Below are 17,585 nucleotides of genomic sequence, written 5' to 3' on the forward strand. Positions count from 1 at the left end.
GGGCGGAGCGGGTTAAGGCGTCATCGGCCGTCCATCGAGCCACTTCGCATAGAGCACGCGATCCTGCTCGACATAGTCCAGCTTCTCGTAAAACTTCTGCACCTGCGTATTGTCGGAGCGCACCAGCAGCATCAGCTTCTCGATGCCGCGCGTGCGCAGCCAATCTTCGGCCGCCGCCATGATGCCGCGGCCGAGATCCTTGCCCTGATGATCGGGATCGACGGCGACGTAATAGACCCAGCCACGATGGCCGTCATGGCCGACCAGCACCGAGGCGACGATGCTGTCGCCGTCGCGGCCGATCAGAATGTCGGAATTCTCGTCGCGGCGCGCGAGCGCGATATCGGCACCGCTGTCGTTCCACGGCCGCGCGAGATTGCAGCGCTGCCAGAGATCGATGACGACAGGGACATCCGCATCTGTAATCGGTGTGATGTTCATGGCTGCACCGGCAGCAGCACCTTGCCGGGATTGAGAATGTTGAGCGGATCGAGCATCGCCTTGAAGCTGCGCATCAGTTCCATGGCGACGGGGTCTTTTACCGCCGGCAAGTCAGCAGCCTTAAGCTGGCCGATGCCGTGTTCGGCCGAGATCGAGCCACCCATGCGCAGCACGACTTCGAACACGACGTCGCTGACATCGTGCCAGCGCGCGAGGAATGCTTCGCGCCCGTTCTTGTCGCCCAGCGTCTCGGCGGGTTGACTGACATTGTAGTGGATATTGCCGTCGCCGAGATGGCCGAATGGTACCACGCGTGCACCCGGTAGGACCTTCACCACGGCCGCGCTGGCTTCGGCGATGAAAGCCGGCACGGCAGCGACCGGCACCGAGATATCATGCTTGATGGAGCCGCCCTCAGGCTTCTGCGCCGGCGAGATTTCCTCGCGCAGTTTCCAGAAGGCCTGGCGCTGGGTCATGTTCTCGGCGATGGCGGCGTCATCGACGATCCCGTCTTCGAAGCCACGTTCCAGAATGGACTCCAGCGTGGCGCGTGCATCGTCGCGGCCGGACGACAGCTCCATCAGCACGTACCAGTCATGCTTGCTGGTGAGCGGATCGCGGATGCCGATGCCATGGCGGACGCTGAAATCCACCGCGATATGCGCGATCAGCTCGAAGCTGGTGAGATTGCCACCCGCGGCACTGCGCGAGATATCGAGCAGCTTGAGCGCGTCGGCCGGCGATTTGAGGCCGACAAAAGCCGTCTCCACCGCGCGCGGCTTCGGAAACAGTTTGAGCGTTGCCGCAGTGATGATGCCGAGTGTGCCTTCAGCGCCGATAAAGATGTTGCGCAGGTCGTAGCCGGTATTGTCCTTTTTCAGCTTGGACAGGCCATTGAGGATGCGGCCATCGGCGAGCACGACTTCGAGACCGAGCGCCATTTCGCGTGCAACGCCATAGGCCAATGCAGTGGTGCCGCCGGCATTGCTGGAGAGGTTGCCGCCGATGGTGCAGCTGCCCTCGGAGCCAAGCGACAGCGGGAACAGGCGATCCGCATCGGCAGCCCGCTGCTGGGCGATCTGCAGCACGAGGCCGGCTTCGGCGGTCATGGTGTTGGAGGAAGTGTCGAGATCGCGGATCTTGTCCATGCGCTTCAGCGACAGCACGACTTCGCCGCCATAGGGCGTCTGGCCGCCGACAAGGCCGGTATTGCCGCCTTGAGGCACAATCGCGGTGCGGGTCTCGGTGGCGAGCTTGCAGATGGCCGCGACTTCGGCGGTCGAGCCGGGTCGCAGCACCAGCGGCGAGGTGCCGGTGAACAGGTTGCGCTCTTCAGTGACATAGGAATGCACGTCGGCGGGATCGGTGAGGGCCTGCTTGTCGCCGACGATAGCGGCGAAGCGGGCAATGATGTCGGGCGAGAGCGGTTGCGGCTTCGGCGGGATGAAGTTCATGGAAAGTCCCTAACGCGTTTCTTGATCTTGAATCCGATTAGACGGCAGCGCGGCGCAGCCGGTCGTTGATGGCTTCGCCGAGGCCGTGAGCCGGCACCGGCATCACGGCGATGCCCGTGGCGCCTGCGCCGTCGAGGGCGCGAAGATAGCCGAAAAGATTGGCGGCGGCTTCCCCGAGATCGCCGTCTTTCGACAGGTTCAGAACGGCCTTTGCGTCCTCGATACCCGGCAGCAAGGACGGACCGAAAGCAAGCAGTGCCTCGCCGGGCTGCACATCGCTCGCCATCAACCTGACCGGCGTGCGTGGCGCGTAGTGCGAGGCCAGCATGCCTGGCGCCAGCGGTTGATGATTGTCAGTTGCGGGATCTTCCGGCGGTCGCGCCAGCGCCATGCCGAGCACGCGCTCGATCGCCTCGCGTGGCAGTCCGCCTGGTCGCAGCAGCAATGGCTGCTCGAAGCAGGCAACAATCGTGGATTCGACGCCGACGTCCACCGGTCCGCCATCGACGATCATGTCGATGCGGCCATCCAGATCGGCCTTCACATGGGCGGCGGTGGTTGGCGACACATGGCCGGAAATATTGGCCGAGGGCGCCACCACAGCGCCCCCAAAGGCCATCAGCAGCGCGTGTGCGACGGGATGATCCGGCACCCGGATCGCGACTGTATCCAGCCCTGCGGTGGCGAGATCGGAGACCGGGCAGTTGTCGGTCTTGGGCAGCACCAGCGTCAGCGGCCCCGGCCAGAATGCTTCGGCCAGCGCCAGCGCGCGCGAATCGAACCGCGCGATCCGTTTTGCGGCTTCGAGATCGGCCACATGGGCGATCAGCGGATTGAAAGATGGCCGGCCCTTGGCCTCATAGATCCCCGCCACGGCCCGCGGATTGGCCGCATCGGCGCCGAGCCCGTAAACCGTCTCGGTTGGAAACGCCACCAGCCCGCCCGCGCGCAGACAGGCAGCTGCCTGCGCGATATCTGTGGCGTTGATGGTCCGGGTGGTGAGGGCGGTTTGCATGGCAGGTTCTTAATAAAAATGTCGCCTGCTTGATACAGGGGTTCTTGCGGTCTGCGAAACCCGTCGCTATACAGCCGGCTCTTGTCGGAGTGTGGCTCAGCCCGGTAGAGCACTGCGTTCGGGACGCAGGGGTCGCAGGTTCGAATCCTGCCACTCCGACCATGAAATCATTGACCTTTTTGGCGTCTTATCCCGATCCGTCGTAAGGTCTCCCCGTAAAACCTCCTGATTTGGACAGCGGCTTTCAGGTCGCAGACGATTGCGTGGGGTTTTGGGGTCATGAACGCCGCCGCGAGTGGCGCGATCCTGTTTTGACGAGCGGCATTTTATGAAATGCCGCTCTGCGGCCAACCGAACACAGCGACATAGATACAGGCGAGGAGAAGCAGCGCTTCTAGCCCGATAGATATCCAAAACCGCATCGGTGAGGTGTCCCGACGGACCGTCAGTGCAGCTGTGTTCCTGAATGAGTCTAGAATCCAGTTTACCGCATCGGGTTCAAAGGGCACGAATCTGCCGTGGCTAAGACCGCGGCGGAGCGTGCGACAGGTGTCGAAGCACAAATAGGCAGCAACGGTGCGGGCGACGATGTCATGCAAGAAAAACTGCATGGGGCGGGCTCATCAATCTCTGAAATCGGCCATCAACGTGGTTCTGGTTGTGCTTGCGAGTCCACGCGTGATCTTCGTGTATCTGATAGCCACGAACACACGGCGGCCGGGACGCCCGCGACAAGCCCCACCATCAAGACCGGCCATAGCTCGCCGAATCCTCCCCACATAAAACGCATAACTAACATTGCAGCGAGTGCTGCTGTGGCTGCGGTTTTCAAGACTCTGAGTGGCTTTGCGGAGAAGCCCCAATCGACCCAAGCCAATAGCAAGGCCGGGATAACTGCGATCGCGTAAGCCGATACGATCCAATCGAGAAGGTTCTTGAACCGATCGGGCGCCGTGAACATGACCAACGCGAGAGGCGGAAAGAGAGCCGGGTAAATGACAAAACGTTTCATGTCACCTTGGTCGATCCTAACGGGGCTTTTGTTCAACTTCTAAGTCGCATGAAGTCAGCGTTGCTGATGGCGCGCAGGCGCGCGCCTTGATCGAGGCCGTCGTCATAGTCCGCGTTCAGGTGAACCAAGGCTGAGCCTTCGAAGACCAAGGTTGCGAACGGAGGTCTCCCATGAAGCTGACACTCGCCGCTGTGATGCTCGCTGCAAACCTGTCGCTCGCATCAATGGCTTTCGCACAAGGCCCCGCACCCGCCGACGTTACGGTGATCGATGCCTGCCTGAAGACCGCGGAGAAAACCGGTGGTTTCGGTGGCGCATGCGTCGGACTCGTCGCCGACCCATGCATCAAAGCAGCAGCGGGCGTGAATGGCGACGTCGACAATTGGAAGGCGTGCGCGGCGCGCGAACTCGCCATCTGGACGCAGAAAACCGACAAGGCGCTCAAGAAGGTTCAGGCCGGTGGGTTCGCCGACGTGATCAAGGCGGTCAAGGATTCGCAGGAAACTTTCGCCGCGTCGCGTGATCGTTTCTGTGCGGTCTTCGACAAGATCGAGCCCGGCATTTACCGGGGCAGCGCGAGCTACTGCCGCCTGCGCGAGACCGCGAACCGCACGCTGAGCCTGATCAAGCTCGGCGTTGCGGTCAACGAGCACTGAGGACTCTTAACCCAACCCTGCTCGGCCGATGCATTCGTGATCCGAAGGTTTTTGGACAGCATTCTGCTCAGGACTGTGGTTGGCTCAGCTCGGCGTCTGCATCGCCATTAACCCCCTGTTAACCACGTCGGCCCAGCCTCTCGCACATGCGGTGGCACCGGAGCCTTCCTGGCCGGTATCCGATAGAGAGGTCGCTCGGCGGACACCGGGCGGCCTCTTGCCAATTTCGGAACCGCTCAGCCCAAGAAAAAGCCCGCCGGATGATCCAGGCGGGCTTTTGCGGGGGATCGTCAGATCACGCGCGGCGGGTCAATGCCGAAATCCGAGATACAGGCCCATCATCGTCACGGCCGATACCAGTACGAACCCGAACAGGCTCCAGCCGATGATGGTTGCTTCGTCCGGGCCCTTGCGCGCGGTCTTTCCTTGAACGGTCAATCGTCTCTCCCAATCGTTTACTTGCACCGCATCTGAGGGCGGCGCTTCAAGCAAATGGTAACCATGGGAGGCTGCGTGTCTAGATGGTAATGATGGTGCAGTGCAACGTATCGGATGGCCTCAATCCTTGAGGCGCTTGCGATAGGCGGTCGGATCCATGTCGCGGATATCGACGCTCAGGCTCTTTGTGTGCGGCAACAGACCCGCCAGGGTTTCGCGCAGCGACTCGCTGATATTGATCTTCTGCGCATAGGTGCGGCCTTCGAGCAGATAGACCGACACATGGCAGAAACCGTCCTTCTGCCGTGCCACCAGATATTCGGAATAGGCTGTCGCGCGGACTTTGATATCAGCAGCTTTCATCGCGCCGGTGTCGGCTGCGGTGTCGTGCACGGCTTCCATCAGTTTGGCGATGTCGAGCAGGCCGCCATGGCCGTCGCTGGAATATTCGATGACGAGATGCGGCATGGTGCGGTCCCTAGTTGATCAGAGCAGCAATGGCTTCACGGTTGCTGCGGCGTCGCGCAACAACGGCAGGAAGCGATCGATCATTTCGCCGGTGGAGACGCGGTCCACATGGGCGCCCATATTGATCGCGGCAACGATGACATCATCATAACGCCGCACCGGCACCGAGATCGAGCGGAAACCCGGCTCGGCTTCGCGGTCCACGAGCGAGTAGCCCTTTTCGCGGTCGGTGATGATGGCAGCCTTGAGCGATTCCTTATCGGTCACCGTGAACGGCGTCATCGCGGTCAGCGTCATGTTGTCGAGAACATCCGTCAGGTCGTCATTCGCATATTTGCCGAGCATGGCACGGCCGACCGAGGAGCAATAAGCGGGCAGGCGATAGCCGAGATCGATGCCAGCGGAAAACACCCGCGCCGGGCTCGCCCGCGCGACGAAGATCACGTCATGGCCCTGCAGCACTGCGAGCGAGGAAATCTCCTGCGCATCGCTGGAGATCTGGTCGAGCACCGGCTGCAGGATCGTGACGACCTGGTTCGACGTCATATAGGAGCCGGCCAGCGCCAGCACCTGCGGCGTCAGTGCGAACAGTTTTCCGTCGCTCACCACATAGCCGCGATGTTCAAGCGTGAACAAAATGCGCCGCGCGGTGGCCCGCGGCAGGTCTGCTGCCTTCGCGACATCGCTGAGCGTCATCGGCCGCGACTGCGCGCCGAACAGTTCGAAGACGCGCAAGCCGCGATCAAGACTTTCGATGAAGTCAGTATTGCCGCGCTCGTCGTCGGGGCGCTTGATTTTCGGCATGGCGCCTGTCCCGAGCTATTTGCCCGCTTCAAATTTCTTGAGGTCGAAAGCGAGATCGGCCGCCTGTTCCGGCGTTGGCGACAGTGAGGCGGTGATCAGGCGGCGTGCGATCATCTGGTCGCCGGGTTTGTTGATGCTGTCCACGGCGGTGAGCTTCCCATCGCGATAATAGAAGACGGAGAACTTGCCCTCTGTCATGTCGCCGCGCACGACAGCCGTATCGGTTGGCGCCGAGAGGCCGACGATCTGCAGCTTGGCGTCATACTGATCGGACCAGAAGCGCGGCACGGCATCATAGGCTTCCGGCTTGCCGGCAATCATGGAGCCCACAGCCTTGCCCTGATCGGTGGCGTTCTGCACGGCTTCGAGACGCACGCGGCGGCCGGCAAAACTGTTGTGATGATTGCTGACATCGCCCGCCGCATAGATGTTCGGCGCTGAGGTGCGACCATGCTCGTCCACATCGATGCCATTGGCGCAAGCGATGCCGGCCTGCGTAGCCAACTCATCATTCGCGATGCCTCCGATACCGGCGACGATGAGATCGGCGCGCACGCGAAGACCGCTCGATGTGACCACCTCATGCACGGCATCGCTGCCGTCGATAGCGACGACGGACTCATTGAAGCGGATATCGACGCCATGGGATCGATGGATGTCGAGCAGGAATTGCGAAATCAGCGGCGAGACCGCGCGCTCCAGCAGCCGCGATTGCGCTTCGATCAGCGTCACTTTCTTGCCGGTCTTGGCGGCGGTGGAGGCGACTTCGAGGCCGATGAATCCGCCGCCAACGATGACGACATCATGCGCGGCTTCCAGGCGCGGCTTCAGCGTCAGCGCATCGTCGAGCGTCCGCAGATAGACGATACCGTCACGCTCATGGCCCGGAATCGTCAGACGCCGCGCGCGCGAGCCGGTGGCGATGACGAGAGACTCAAAGGGCAGGCTGTCGCCGCCTTCCAGCGTGATGCGGCTTGCCGCGCGATCGAGTGCGACGGCACGATGACCCAGCACCATGTCGATGCCCTGGCCCTTGAAGTAGTCGTCGCCGCGAAGGAAGAGGCTGTTGTGGGCGAAGTCGCTGGACAGGAACGCCTTCGAGAGCGGCGGGCGCTGATAGGGCAGGTGGATTTCATCGGCGACAATGCAGATCGGGTCCTGATAGCCTTTTTCGCGTGCGCTGATGCCGGCCTGGACGCCCGCATAAGAGGCGCCGACAATGACAAGGCCGCTCACGCGCGGATTCCGGCGATTGAATTGGCGAACAGGTTCAAGATCTTCAGCATCACAACCTCCTGGCTGACATCGTATATTGAACAAGTGTTCGCTAGCCGCAAGCCAATGCTTTAAGCGATATTTGCTGCAGTTGCTCACTCACACAGCACATGCTGCTGCAAAATTTCGCTTGCTTGGAATTAGTCTAACGATAATATTCGCACATACGTTCGTCTATTGAACAATTTGGGCGGAGTGGCGAAATGCATTTGGTTGCGACATCCATCCTTGCGGGCGCATTTGCCATTGCTGTCTCGGCCTTGCCGGCTGTGGCGCAACAGTCTGACCCGAACGCCCCCCAAGTCGTCATGATGGGCGGCAAGATCCTCACCCTCGACGGCCAATCGACCGTTGCGCAGGCGCTGGCCATCCGCGACGGCAAGATCCTCGCGGTCGGCAGCGACGCCGCGATCAAGCTGCTGGCGGGATCGCAGACGCGGGTGATCGACCTCGCCGGGAAGTCGGTCGTTCCCGGCCTGATCGACACCCACGCTCACTTCAAGGCGGCTGGCCTCGGCGACTACGTGGTGAATCTCGGCGGCGCCAAGGACGTGGCCGGCGCGCTTGAGCTGATCAGGGCGTTCGTCGCGAAGAAGCAGCCCGGCGCGTGGATCACGACCGGCGGCTGGCATCCGCCGTCGCAGCTTGCGGAAAAGCGCTATTTGACCCGGCAGGAGCTGGACAGCGTTTCTCCGAACAATCCGGTCTATCTGCGGACCGTCGGTCACTTTGCGATGGCCAATTCACTGGCGTTGCAGAAGGCGGGCATCGGCAAGAGCACGCCGGATCCAGCCGGCGGCGCGTTTGAGCGGGACGCCAGCGGCGACATCAATGGCGTGCTGGTCGAGACGGCGATCCCGCTGGTCGAGAATATCGTGCCGCCCTACACCGAAGAAGAAGAGTTGCGGCAGTATCGTCTTGCCGAAGCCGCGCTCAACCGCCTCGGCATCACCAGCGTCGTCGAGGGGGCGACAAGTTCACGCGACACGCAGATTCTGCAGAAGCTCGCTGTGGCGGGGGAGGCCACGGTGCGGGTCGGAACGATGTTTCGACCGGAGCCTCCCGCGGATTCCGCCGGTTGGGATGCCATCATGAGCGGCAACGGCGCCACCTCGGGATTTGGCGACGATTGGCTGAAGCTCGGCGGCATCAAGATCTTCTACGATGGCGGCATGACCCTGAAGACGGCCATGATGCGAGACGCCTATCCGGACTCGCATGACGATTATCATGGTATTGCGCAGGTCACGCCCGAGCGGCTGAAGCAACTGGTGTCGATTGCCAATCTTCGTGGCTGGCGGGTTGGCGTCCATGTCGTCGGCGATCTCGGCGTCGATCAGGTGCTGGATGCGTTCGAAGCCGCCGACAAAGAAAAGTCGATCAAGGATCGCCGTTTCATTCTGATCCATGCCAGCCTGATCCGCCCCGAACAGATGGAGCGAGCGCGCCGCGTCGGCGCGCGGATCGATTTCCAGAATGCCTTCATGTGGGACAAGGCGGCCACGGTGGCGCGTTTTCTCGGCAGGCCGACAGCGGATCGGGCGGTGCCGACGCGCACCCTGATCGAGAAAATGGGACTGGACAATCTCGGTGCCGGCACCGACTTTCCGGTCAATCCACTGAACCCGTTTCTCACGATGTATATCATGGTGACACGGAAGGACCCCACCGGCCAGGTATACGGCGCGTCCGAAGCGATCGGGCGTGAGCAGGCGCTTCGCCTCTATACCAGCGCGGCATCGCGCTACATGTTTGAGGAAACGCGGAAAGGGACGCTGGAGGCTGGCAAGCTTGCTGATCTCGTGGTGCTCTCCGCCGACTTCATGACGGTGCCAGACGACCAGATCAAGGACATCACCGCCGATATGACGATGGTCGGCGGCAAGATTGTATTTCAGCGTTAAGCGGCGCATCGCCAGAGTCACAAAGGAAATCTTGCCATGATGAGCCAAGAGCAAAACGACCTGATCACTCGAATCGGACCCAAGGCGCCCGCCGGCAAGCTGATGCGCATGTACTGGCAGCCGGCCGCGCTCACCGCCGAGTTGGAAGGCGAGCGGCCGATCCGCCCGGTGCGTCTCCTGGGCGAAGATTTTGTGCTCTTCCGCGATGAGCAGGGCCGCTACGGCCTGCTGGATCGCGATTGCCCGCATCGTGGCGCCGATCTCGCTTTCGGCCGCCTCGAAGGCGGCGGCGTGCGTTGCGCGTTTCATGGCTGGCTGTTCGACGTCGAAGGCAAGTGCCTGGAGACGCCGGCGGAGCCGAAGAATTCGCGCCTGTGCCAGGGCATCAAGCAACGCGCTTATCCTGTGATGGAGAAGGGCGGCATCCTCTGGACCTATCTCGGCGAAGGCGAGCCGCCGGCCTTCCCGGAAATCGATTGTTTCGCAGCGCCCGAACAATACACCTTCGCCTTCAAGGGCCTGTTCGAATGCAACTGGCTGCAGGCGCTGGAGGTCGGCATCGATCCCGCCCACGCCTCGTTCCTGCACCGCTTCTTCGAGGACGAGGATGTCAAGGCGTCCTATGGCAAGCAGTTCCGTGGCGCCTCGGCCGGCACGGAAGTGCCGATGACCAAGATCCTGCGCGAATATGATCGCCCGATCATCAATGTGGAATCCACCGAATACGGCCTGCGCCTGATCGCGTTGCGCGAGCTGGACGAGGAGCGCACCCATGTGCGCGTCACCAACCAGCTGTTCCCGCATGGTTTTGTCATTCCCATGAGCGCGGAAATGACGATCACCCAGTGGCATGTGCCGGTCGATGACGAGAATTGCTACTGGTATGCAATCTTCACCAGCTACACCAAGCCAGTGGACAAGAAGAAGATGACGGACCAGCGGCTCGAACTCTACGAGCTGCCGAACTACACCTCGCGCAAGAACAAGCGCAACGATTATGGCTTCGATCCGCACGAGCAGAAGCACGAGACCTATACGGGCATGGGTGCGGATATCAACGTGCACGACCAGTGGGCCGTGGAATCCATGGGCAAGATCCAGGATCGCACCCGCGAGCATCTCGGCCAGAGCGACAAGGCGATCATCGCCTATCGCAAGCTGTTGCGCGCCGAGATCGAGAAAGTCGCCGGCGGCCAGAAGCCGTTGCTGTTCCTCGATGCAGATAGTGCGCGCAGTATCCAGGGCCCCGGCACCATGGACGGCATCGGCCCGAGCAAGGGCTGGGAAACCTACTGGATGGAGGTCGATGTTGCCCGTCGCCGCGGCGCGCCGTGGATGGCAAAAGTGCCACTCGATCAGACCGAGCCCGGCTCGAATGTCGTTCATCTGCCGGCGGCAGAGTAAGTTTCCAGAAATTCGCGGGAGAGCGCGTTGAGCTTCGTTGAACGTCACGGTTTGTGGTCCGCAGAGCAGAAGGACGCAGCGAAGCGGCTTCGCGCCATTGTCGAGGAGCAGAAGCTGGAAGTGATCCGGCTGTCATTTCCCGATCAGCACGGCATCCTGCGCGGCAAGACGCTGATCGCGAGCGAGGCACTGCGCTGCCTCGAAAGCGGCTGCTCCATCACCACGACGATGTTTGCCAAGGATACGTCGCACAAGACGGTGTTTCCGGTGTTCACCGCGGGGGGTGGGTTTGGCATCCCGGAAATGCAGGGCGCCGCTGACGTCCTGATGATCCCCGATCCCTCCACATTCCGCGTGCTACCGTGGGCGCCGGAGACGGGCTGGATTCTGTGCGACGTGCATTTCGCCGATGGCCGGCCGGTGCCGTTCGCGACGCGCAACCTGTTCAAGAAGGTGCTCGGCGAGCTCGAAACCCGCGGCTATGATTTCATCGCCGGCCTCGAAGTCGAGTTTCATATCTTCCGTGTCGAGAATGAGCGGATGAAGCCGGAAGATGCCGGCCAGCCCGGCAATCCGCCGGAGGTCAGCCTGCTCTCGCATGGCTACAACTATCTGACCGAGCAGCGCTACGACCAGATGGAGCCGGTGCTGGAAATCATCCGGCGCGATGTGCTGGCGCTCAATCTGCCGCTGCGTTCGGTCGAGGTCGAATACGGCCCGAGCCAGTGCGAATTCACCTTTCAGCCGACGTTGGGCTTGACGCCGGCCGACAGCATGGTGCTGTTCCGCAGTGCCGTGAAGCAGATCGCACACCGTCACGGCTATCACGCCACCTTCATGTGCCGGCCGAAGATTCCCAATGTCGTGTCGTCAGGCTGGCATCTGCATCAATCGATCGTATCGCGCGCCACCGGCGCTAACGCGTTCATGCCGACCGAAGGTACGCAGCCGCTGTCGCCGTTTGGGCAGGGCTATCTTGCCGGCTTGCTGGCGCATGCGCGCGCGGCGACCGTGTTCACCACGCCGACCATCAATGGCTACAAGCGCTACCGCTCCTATTCGCTGGCGCCGGACCGTGCCATCTGGGGCCGCGACAATCGCGGTGCGATGCTCCGTGTCCTGGGCGGCCTGAACGACTCGGCCACGCGCATCGAGAACCGCGTCGGTGAGCCCGCGGCAAATCCGTATCTCTATATGGCGTCGCAGATTCTCTCGGGCCTCGATGGCGTCGATCGCAAGCTCGATCCCGGTCCGTCCGCCGATACGCCGTATGAGACCAATGCCGATCTGCTGCCGAAGTCGCTGCGCGAAGCGACTTTTGCGCTGAAGGAAGATCCGTTCTTCCGCGAGAAGATGGGGGCGACCATGGTCGACTATTACACGCATATCAAGAATGCGGAGATCGACCGTTTCCAGGCGGAGGTCTCCGACTGGGAGCAGCGCGAATATTTCGAGATGTTCTGATTCTCGATGTGCCGTGGCGATAGCGCACACCCGCTGTCGAATCTCTGAACTCGGCACGTTTATTGAATACAGGTTTGCCGCATAGCTTTTTAACTTCGTAACGGGGACAACGACATGACCAAACGCTCATCATCGATCCTGGCACTGGCCGTTCTCGGCCTGATGACCGGGGCAGCTTCCGCCGACGTCATCAAGGTCGGCGTGATCGGCACGTTCTCCGGTCCTTACGCGCTGTTCGGCAAGAATTTCAAAATGGGCATCGATGCCTGGGTTGCGCAGAACGGCAACAAGGTCGGCAATCACACCGTCGAATTCGTCTACAAGGACGAGGAAGGCCCGAACCCTGCCAAGTCGAAAGCGCTTGCGCAGGAATTGCTGGTCAAGGACAAGGTGCAGTATCTCGCCGGCATCTATTTCACGCCGAACGCGATGGCCGTTGCGCCGCTGCTCGAAGAGTCGAAGACGCCGCTCATCGTGATGAATGCCGCGACCTCGGCCATTGTCGAGAAGAGCCCCTATATCGTCCGCACCTCGTTCACCATGTGGCAGAACACCGTGCCGGCTGCGAAGACCGCGATCAAAAACGGATCGAAGAAGGTGGCGATCGCCGTCAGTGACTACGGTCCGGGCATCGATGCCGAAGCCGCATTCAAGAAGACTTTCGAGGCCGATGGCGGCGCGGTGGTCGAAGCGATCCGCATCCCGCTCAACACCACCGATTTCAGCCCGATCATGCAGCGGATCAAGGCGGCCGGTGCCGACACTATCTTCTGCTTCCTGCCGTCCGGCCCGCCGACCTTCGGCTTCTTCAAGGCCTATATCGATAACGGCCTGAAGGCCGCCGGCGTCAAGCTGATGTCGACCGGCGATATCGTCACCGAAATCGATCTGCCGAGCATCGGCGATAGCAGCCTCGGCGTGCTCTCGACCTATCACTATGCCGTGTCGCACCAGTCGCCGGAGAACAAGGCGTTCCTCGAGGCGATGACCAAGGCCGGCGCAGGTCCGGACGATGTGGGCATGACCGGCATTGCCGCCTATGACGGTGCGCGCGTCATCTACAAGATGATCGAGGCTACCAACGGCCAGCGCGATCCGGCCAAGGCGGTGGATGCAGTGAAGGGCATGAAGTGGACCAGCCCCCGCGGTCCGGTGTCGATCGATCCCGACACGCGTCACATTCGTCAGAATGTTTATCTGCGCACCGTCGAGAAAGTCGATGGCAAGCTGATGAACAAGGAGACCGGTGAGGTCTTCGCCGATCAGCCCGACTGGGCGCTGAGCAAGCAGTAAGAAAACCCCGCGTCGTTCTCGTTCGCGTGCGGCATTGGCCGCATGCGAACGGGACACCCGAAATGATTGTCGATGAATCCGTCCACACGCTCCCTTCTTCTCACCAATGGTCGAATTTATCGTTCGGCGTGGGACACCACGCCTGCGGAGTACGTCCTGCTTCGCGATGGCAAGGTCGCTGCGCTGGGCACCAGCCTTGACGCGTTGACAGCCGACGAGGTCATCGATCTCGGTGGCCGCACGGTTATCCCCGGCCTGACAGACGCTCATATCCATTTGTTCGCCATTGCCCATGCGCGGCTGCAGGTGCCGGTCACGCCGCGCGATGCGACAACGATCGCTGCGGTGCTGGATCTGATCGTCGCGCGAGCGGGCGCCATTGCATCGGGCAAATGGGTCTATGCTGCAGGCCTCGATGAGAACGGCCTGACCGAGCGTCGCCTGCCGACACGCGCGGAGATCGACGCGGTCATTCCCCATCACCCCGTTCTCATTCGCCGCTTCTGCGGCCATGTCGCCGTGGTCAACAGTGCGGCGCTGCAGCTGCTTGGGATCGACGATTCCGTCAGCGATCCCGAGGGCGGCAGTTTCGGCCGCGATGCTGCGGGGCGCCTAGATGGCGGCGCGCTGGAAAGTGCCGCCGAACAGATTTTTCGCGCGGTGCCGCCGCTTGATCGCGCCGATCTGGTCGCCGCACTGCGCGCCAGCATCGCTGAGAGCGCGACAATGGGATTGGTCGCGGCTGTCGAGGCGGCTGTCGGGTTCACGGTGGGGTTCGACGACGAATACGCCATCTGGAAAGAGCTGAAGCAGGGGGGCGCATCGCCGATGCGACTTGGCTTCATGAACCAGCTCGATCCGGTCGAAGCAGCCGAGCGCGGTCTGACGCCAACGCGGGATGCCGACTGGCAATCGATGACGTTGAAATATTTCGCTGATGGCATTGTCGGTGCGCGGACATCGGCCGTGAGCGAAGACTTTTTCGATACACCCTCGCGCGGCATGTTCATGCGCGACGAGGCCGAGCTGCAGCGCGTGATCGTTGACGCGCATGCCGCCGGCTGGCAGGTCGCCGTGCATTGCACCGGGGATCGCGGCATTGAATGTATCATTGAAGCTTATGAGATGGCGCAGGCGGCGTCGCCGCGCGACGATGCACGGCATCGGATCGAGCATTACTTCGTGCCGCCCAAGGGCGGTCTCGAACGCATGAAGGCGCTGGGCGCGCTGGTCGTTACGCAGCCCAGCTTTCTGACCCGCATGCGTCGCTCGATCGCCGGCGCCTTCGGGCCGCGCGCGGAGCGCTGCTATCCCGGACGTTCGGTGATCGATGCCGGCGTGACCTATATCGCCAGTTCGGATGCGCCGACCGGGTCGTGGTCGCCGTGGGATGGCATTGCGGATGCAGTCAATCGGGCGTCTGACAGTGGCCCGGCGATCGGGCCTGCGGAGACGATCGATATTCGCGAAGCCATTCACAGTTATACGGTCGGCGGTGCGATCGCGATGAAGCAGGAGAGCTGGCGTGGCACGCTGATGCCCGGAATGGCTGCCGATCTCATCGCGCTCGACCGCGATCCTTTCGTGGCCGATGGGCCGGCACTCAAGGGCATGCGGGTTCTGCTCACGATCGTGCGCGGCCAGATCGTCCATGACGCTCTGGCGCAGCAAGTGCCGGACGCGCTTACGGGTTCGGCAAGGGAAACGGCATGAGCATCATCTTCAGCATCCTGTCCGATGCCCTGGCCTATGGCATGGTGCTGTTCATCATCTCCATCGGCCTGTCCATCATGATGGGCCTGATGCGTGTCGTGAATCTGGCCCACGGCGCTTTCGCCATGATCGGCGGCTATCTGGCCTCCTATGCGCTGCGCGATCTCGGCGTGCATTATAGCGTGGCGATCCTGATCGCGGTGGTCGGCGCCATCATCGTATCGATCCCGTTCGAACTGCTGCTCTATCGCCGGATCTATCGCAATGCCGATCCGCTGATCCAGGTGCTGATGACCATCGGCATCACCTTCTTCATCATCGGCGTCGTCAATTTCGTGTTCGGTCCCACCCTGAAGCCCATCCCGCTGCCACCGCTGCTCAATGGTCCGCTCGATATCGGCTTCCGGTCGATCCCGACCCATCGCCTGTTTGTCGTCGCCTGCGGGGTCGTCACTGCGCTGTCGCTGTGGTGGCTGGTGGAGAAAACCGAATTCGGCATCAAGCTGCGCGCATCGGTGGATCACAGCGGCATGGCCGATGCGCTCGGCATCCGCACCGAGATCATCTATGCGGCGACCTTCGCGCTGGCGATCGGCCTCGGTGCGTTCGGCGGTGTGGTGGGCGCTGAAATCCTGCCGATCGAGCCATTCTATGCGCTGCGCTATATGGTGACGTTCCTTGTGGTGGTCTCGGTCGGCGGCGCCGGCTCCATTTTCGGCGCGCTCTCGGCGTCCATGCTGCTCGGCCTTGCCGATACGACCGGCAAATATCTGGCGCCGGAATTTGGCGAGTTCTTCTTCTATCTTGCGGTCATCGTCATCGTGTTCCTGTTCCCCCATGGCCTGTTCGGAAAGGCGCACGCATGAGCGATCTCGCTTTTCCGCAGGTAGCCACGAAGCGCGCTATTCCATTCGCGCGTGAGTTCGCCAGCGCGCTGGCAATTCTTGCGATCGGCGCGCTCGGCTATTTCATGTTTCCGGACGATCTCGCATTTCTCACCCGCCTGATCGGAATTGCCTTCCTGGTGCTCTCGCTCGATCTCGTCACCGGCTATTGCGGTGTTGCGACCCTCGGCCATGCGGCGCAGTTCGGCGTTGCCGCCTATGCCGTCGGCATCTGCTGCGTCCGTGGCATCACCGATCCGGTCGCGTTGCTGCTCATCGGCATGGTGGCGGGCGCGATGATGGGCCTGATTTCGGGCGCGCTGATCACCCGGTTCCGGGCGCTGCCGCAACTGGTGCTGTCGATTGCGGTCGGCCAACTCGTGGCGGGCCTCGCCAACAAGCTGCAATGGTTGACCGGCGGCAGCGATGGATTGTCGGGTGTCACGCCCGGCAAGGTGTTCGGCATATTCGGTTTCGATATGTATAGCCGCACCGCCTTCCTGTTTTCGCTCGGTGTTCTGGTCATCACCTTCGTGCTGCTGCAGCGGCTGGTGAATTCGCCATTCGGCCTGATGTGCCGCGGCATCAAGGACGACGATCTCCGCGCCAAGATGATCGGCGTTTCGATCTATCCGCGGCTGGTGCTGATGTTCGGTATTTCAGGCGCCGTCGCAGGCCTTGGCGGCGCGCTGACGGCCATGAGCACCGGCGTGGTCGGCCTCGACAGTGTCAGCTTCGAACGCTCGGCCGAAGTGCTTGTCATGCTGGTGCTCGGTGGCGCCGGGCATCTCTGGGGGGCGCTTGCCGGCACGGTCATCTTCATGATCTTCGAGCATATCGTCGCTGCGGCCAATCCGTTTCACTGGATGACCCTTGTAGGCCTGTTGCTCATTCTCATTGTGGTGTTCGCGCCGCGTGGCTTGATCGCGCCGGTGATGTCGCTCTGGGTGAAGTTCGCGCGCAGGAGAGAGGCGGCATGACCGATCTCCTCGAAGCCCGTGGCGTCTCCCGGTCATTCGGTGGCCTGCACGTCACCCGCGACGTGAATTTCAAGCTCGCAGCCGGCGATCGCGTGGCGCTGATCGGCCCCAACGGCGCCGGGAAGACGACGCTGGTGAATCTGATCACAGGCGATATCGCACCGAGCGAAGGCCAGTTCTTCATGACCGGAGATGATATCACCGGGCTCAGCATTCCCGAGCGAGTCCGTCGCGGTCTGGTGCGCACGTTCCAGACCACGCGGCTGTTTGCCAATCTCACCGTTGCCGACAATGTTGCGCTGGCGATCATGCAGCGGAAACGCATCACCCGCCGTTTTTTCACCAGCTCCACAGAACTGCCCGAGGTGAAAGCCGAATGG

At 61.9% G+C, this 17,585-nt stretch carries 17 protein-coding genes and 1 tRNA gene; 11 read left to right on the forward strand and 7 right to left on the reverse strand.

What is annotated here, in order from left to right; all coding sequences use genetic code 11:
• Positions 1–12: 12 nt before the first annotated feature.
• The 3 genes from ACIQ2A_RS13435 to ACIQ2A_RS13445 are packed head-to-tail and all read right to left on the reverse strand — an operon-like array spanning position 13 to position 2,910.
• The gene (locus tag ACIQ2A_RS13435; RefSeq protein ID WP_398479851.1) at positions 13–441 is read right to left on the reverse strand and encodes a GNAT family acetyltransferase; all 429 of its coding nucleotides are present in this window, start codon (positions 439–441) and stop codon (positions 13–15) included.
• Entirely contained in the window at positions 438–1,895 is a 1,458-nt protein-coding gene (locus tag ACIQ2A_RS13440) for an FAD-binding oxidoreductase (protein WP_398479853.1), read from the reverse strand. Before ACIQ2A_RS13440 ends, ACIQ2A_RS13435 begins: the two co-directional genes overlap by 4 nt.
• Before the next feature lie 37 nt (positions 1,896–1,932).
• Positions 1,933–2,910, reverse strand: a complete 978-nt coding sequence (locus ACIQ2A_RS13445) for an L-threonylcarbamoyladenylate synthase (protein ID WP_398479855.1) — start codon at positions 2,908–2,910, stop codon at positions 1,933–1,935.
• Positions 2,911–2,995: 85 nt separating this feature from the next.
• Between ACIQ2A_RS13445 and ACIQ2A_RS13450 the strand changes: the two genes are divergently transcribed.
• From ACIQ2A_RS13450 to ACIQ2A_RS13460, 3 genes are all read left to right on the forward strand, one after another.
• Positions 2,996–3,072, forward strand: a tRNA-Pro gene (locus ACIQ2A_RS13450).
• Between the two features lie 356 nt (positions 3,073–3,428).
• Positions 3,429–3,818, forward strand: coding sequence for a hypothetical protein (locus tag ACIQ2A_RS13455; RefSeq protein ID WP_398479857.1), 390 nt, complete (start codon positions 3,429–3,431; stop codon positions 3,816–3,818).
• A gap of 298 nt (positions 3,819–4,116) precedes the next feature.
• Complete coding sequence (locus ACIQ2A_RS13460) at positions 4,117–4,578, forward strand: lysozyme inhibitor LprI family protein (protein ID WP_398479889.1); 462 nt, start codon at positions 4,117–4,119, stop codon at positions 4,576–4,578.
• A 309-nt stretch (positions 4,579–4,887) separates the two neighbouring features.
• On the opposite strand, the gene ACIQ2A_RS13465 is transcribed toward ACIQ2A_RS13460, so the two are convergent.
• From ACIQ2A_RS13465 to ACIQ2A_RS13480, 4 genes are all read right to left on the reverse strand, one after another.
• Entirely contained in the window at positions 4,888–5,016 is a 129-nt protein-coding gene (locus ACIQ2A_RS13465; protein WP_398479859.1) for a hypothetical protein, read from the reverse strand.
• 120 nt (positions 5,017–5,136) lie between these two features.
• Positions 5,137–5,484 (reverse strand): 5-carboxymethyl-2-hydroxymuconate Delta-isomerase, encoded by a 348-nt coding sequence (locus ACIQ2A_RS13470; RefSeq protein ID WP_398479861.1) that lies wholly within the window; start codon positions 5,482–5,484, stop codon positions 5,137–5,139.
• 18 nt (positions 5,485–5,502) lie between these two features.
• On the reverse strand, positions 5,503–6,288 hold the full coding sequence (locus ACIQ2A_RS13475; RefSeq protein WP_398479863.1) for an IclR family transcriptional regulator C-terminal domain-containing protein: 786 nt from the start codon (positions 6,286–6,288) through the stop codon (positions 5,503–5,505).
• A gap of 15 nt (positions 6,289–6,303) precedes the next feature.
• Positions 6,304–7,524, reverse strand: a complete 1,221-nt coding sequence (locus ACIQ2A_RS13480; protein WP_398479865.1) for an NAD(P)/FAD-dependent oxidoreductase — start codon at positions 7,522–7,524, stop codon at positions 6,304–6,306.
• A gap of 242 nt (positions 7,525–7,766) precedes the next feature.
• On the opposite strand from ACIQ2A_RS13480, the gene ACIQ2A_RS13485 reads away from it, so the two are divergent.
• From ACIQ2A_RS13485 to ACIQ2A_RS13520, 8 genes are all read left to right on the forward strand, one after another.
• Entirely contained in the window at positions 7,767–9,467 is a 1,701-nt protein-coding gene (locus tag ACIQ2A_RS13485; protein WP_398479867.1) for an amidohydrolase, read from the forward strand.
• Between the two features lie 36 nt (positions 9,468–9,503).
• Positions 9,504–10,871 (forward strand): Rieske 2Fe-2S domain-containing protein, encoded by a 1,368-nt coding sequence (locus ACIQ2A_RS13490; protein WP_398479869.1) that lies wholly within the window; start codon positions 9,504–9,506, stop codon positions 10,869–10,871.
• Between the two features lie 27 nt (positions 10,872–10,898).
• The gene (locus ACIQ2A_RS13495) at positions 10,899–12,335 is read left to right on the forward strand and encodes a glutamine synthetase family protein (protein ID WP_398479871.1); all 1,437 of its coding nucleotides are present in this window, start codon (positions 10,899–10,901) and stop codon (positions 12,333–12,335) included.
• A gap of 114 nt (positions 12,336–12,449) precedes the next feature.
• A complete protein-coding gene (locus ACIQ2A_RS13500) occupies positions 12,450–13,628 on the forward strand; it encodes an ABC transporter substrate-binding protein (RefSeq protein WP_398479873.1) in 1,179 nt (392 codons plus the stop codon).
• Positions 13,629–13,700: 72 nt separating this feature from the next.
• A complete protein-coding gene (locus tag ACIQ2A_RS13505; protein ID WP_398479875.1) occupies positions 13,701–15,341 on the forward strand; it encodes an amidohydrolase in 1,641 nt (546 codons plus the stop codon).
• A complete protein-coding gene (locus ACIQ2A_RS13510) occupies positions 15,338–16,207 on the forward strand; it encodes a branched-chain amino acid ABC transporter permease (RefSeq protein WP_398479877.1) in 870 nt (289 codons plus the stop codon). Before ACIQ2A_RS13505 ends, ACIQ2A_RS13510 begins: the two co-directional genes overlap by 4 nt.
• Positions 16,204–17,205, forward strand: a complete 1,002-nt coding sequence (locus ACIQ2A_RS13515) for a branched-chain amino acid ABC transporter permease (RefSeq protein WP_398479879.1) — start codon at positions 16,204–16,206, stop codon at positions 17,203–17,205. The genes ACIQ2A_RS13510 and ACIQ2A_RS13515 overlap by 4 nt, the downstream gene beginning before the upstream one ends.
• Positions 17,202–17,585, forward strand: a 384-nt coding sequence (locus ACIQ2A_RS13520; protein ID WP_398479881.1) for an ATP-binding cassette domain-containing protein, incomplete at its 3' end; no start/stop codon positions are given. The genes ACIQ2A_RS13515 and ACIQ2A_RS13520, both read left to right, overlap by 4 nt.

The sequence above is a fragment of the Tardiphaga sp. genome (genome assembly GCF_044336785.1).
Classification (GTDB): Bacteria; Pseudomonadota; Alphaproteobacteria; order Rhizobiales; family Xanthobacteraceae; genus Tardiphaga.

Excerpts from the sequence above, each read along its gene's own strand:
- ACIQ2A_RS13440 (WP_398479853.1), bottom strand. The coding sequence starts at position 1,895 with ATGAACTTCATCCCGCCGAAGCCGCAACCGCTCTCGCCCGACATCATT.
- ACIQ2A_RS13435 (WP_398479851.1), bottom strand. The coding sequence starts at position 441 with ATGAACATCACACCGATTACAGATGCGGATGTCCCTGTCGTCATCGAT.
- ACIQ2A_RS13470 (WP_398479861.1), bottom strand. The coding sequence starts at position 5,484 with ATGCCGCATCTCGTCATCGAATATTCCAGCGACGGCCATGGCGGCCTG.
- ACIQ2A_RS13505 (WP_398479875.1), top strand. The coding sequence starts at position 13,701 with ATGAATCCGTCCACACGCTCCCTTCTTCTCACCAATGGTCGAATTTAT.
- ACIQ2A_RS13490 (WP_398479869.1), top strand. The coding sequence starts at position 9,504 with ATGATGAGCCAAGAGCAAAACGACCTGATCACTCGAATCGGACCCAAG.
- ACIQ2A_RS13510 (WP_398479877.1), top strand. The coding sequence starts at position 15,338 with ATGAGCATCATCTTCAGCATCCTGTCCGATGCCCTGGCCTATGGCATG.
- ACIQ2A_RS13475 (WP_398479863.1), bottom strand. The coding sequence starts at position 6,288 with ATGCCGAAAATCAAGCGCCCCGACGACGAGCGCGGCAATACTGACTTC.
- ACIQ2A_RS13445 (WP_398479855.1), bottom strand. The coding sequence starts at position 2,910 with ATGCAAACCGCCCTCACCACCCGGACCATCAACGCCACAGATATCGCG.
- ACIQ2A_RS13515 (WP_398479879.1), top strand. The coding sequence starts at position 16,204 with ATGAGCGATCTCGCTTTTCCGCAGGTAGCCACGAAGCGCGCTATTCCA.
- ACIQ2A_RS13485 (WP_398479867.1), top strand. The coding sequence starts at position 7,767 with ATGCATTTGGTTGCGACATCCATCCTTGCGGGCGCATTTGCCATTGCT.
- ACIQ2A_RS13460 (WP_398479889.1), top strand. The coding sequence starts at position 4,117 with ATGCTCGCTGCAAACCTGTCGCTCGCATCAATGGCTTTCGCACAAGGC.
- ACIQ2A_RS13500 (WP_398479873.1), top strand. The coding sequence starts at position 12,450 with ATGACCAAACGCTCATCATCGATCCTGGCACTGGCCGTTCTCGGCCTG.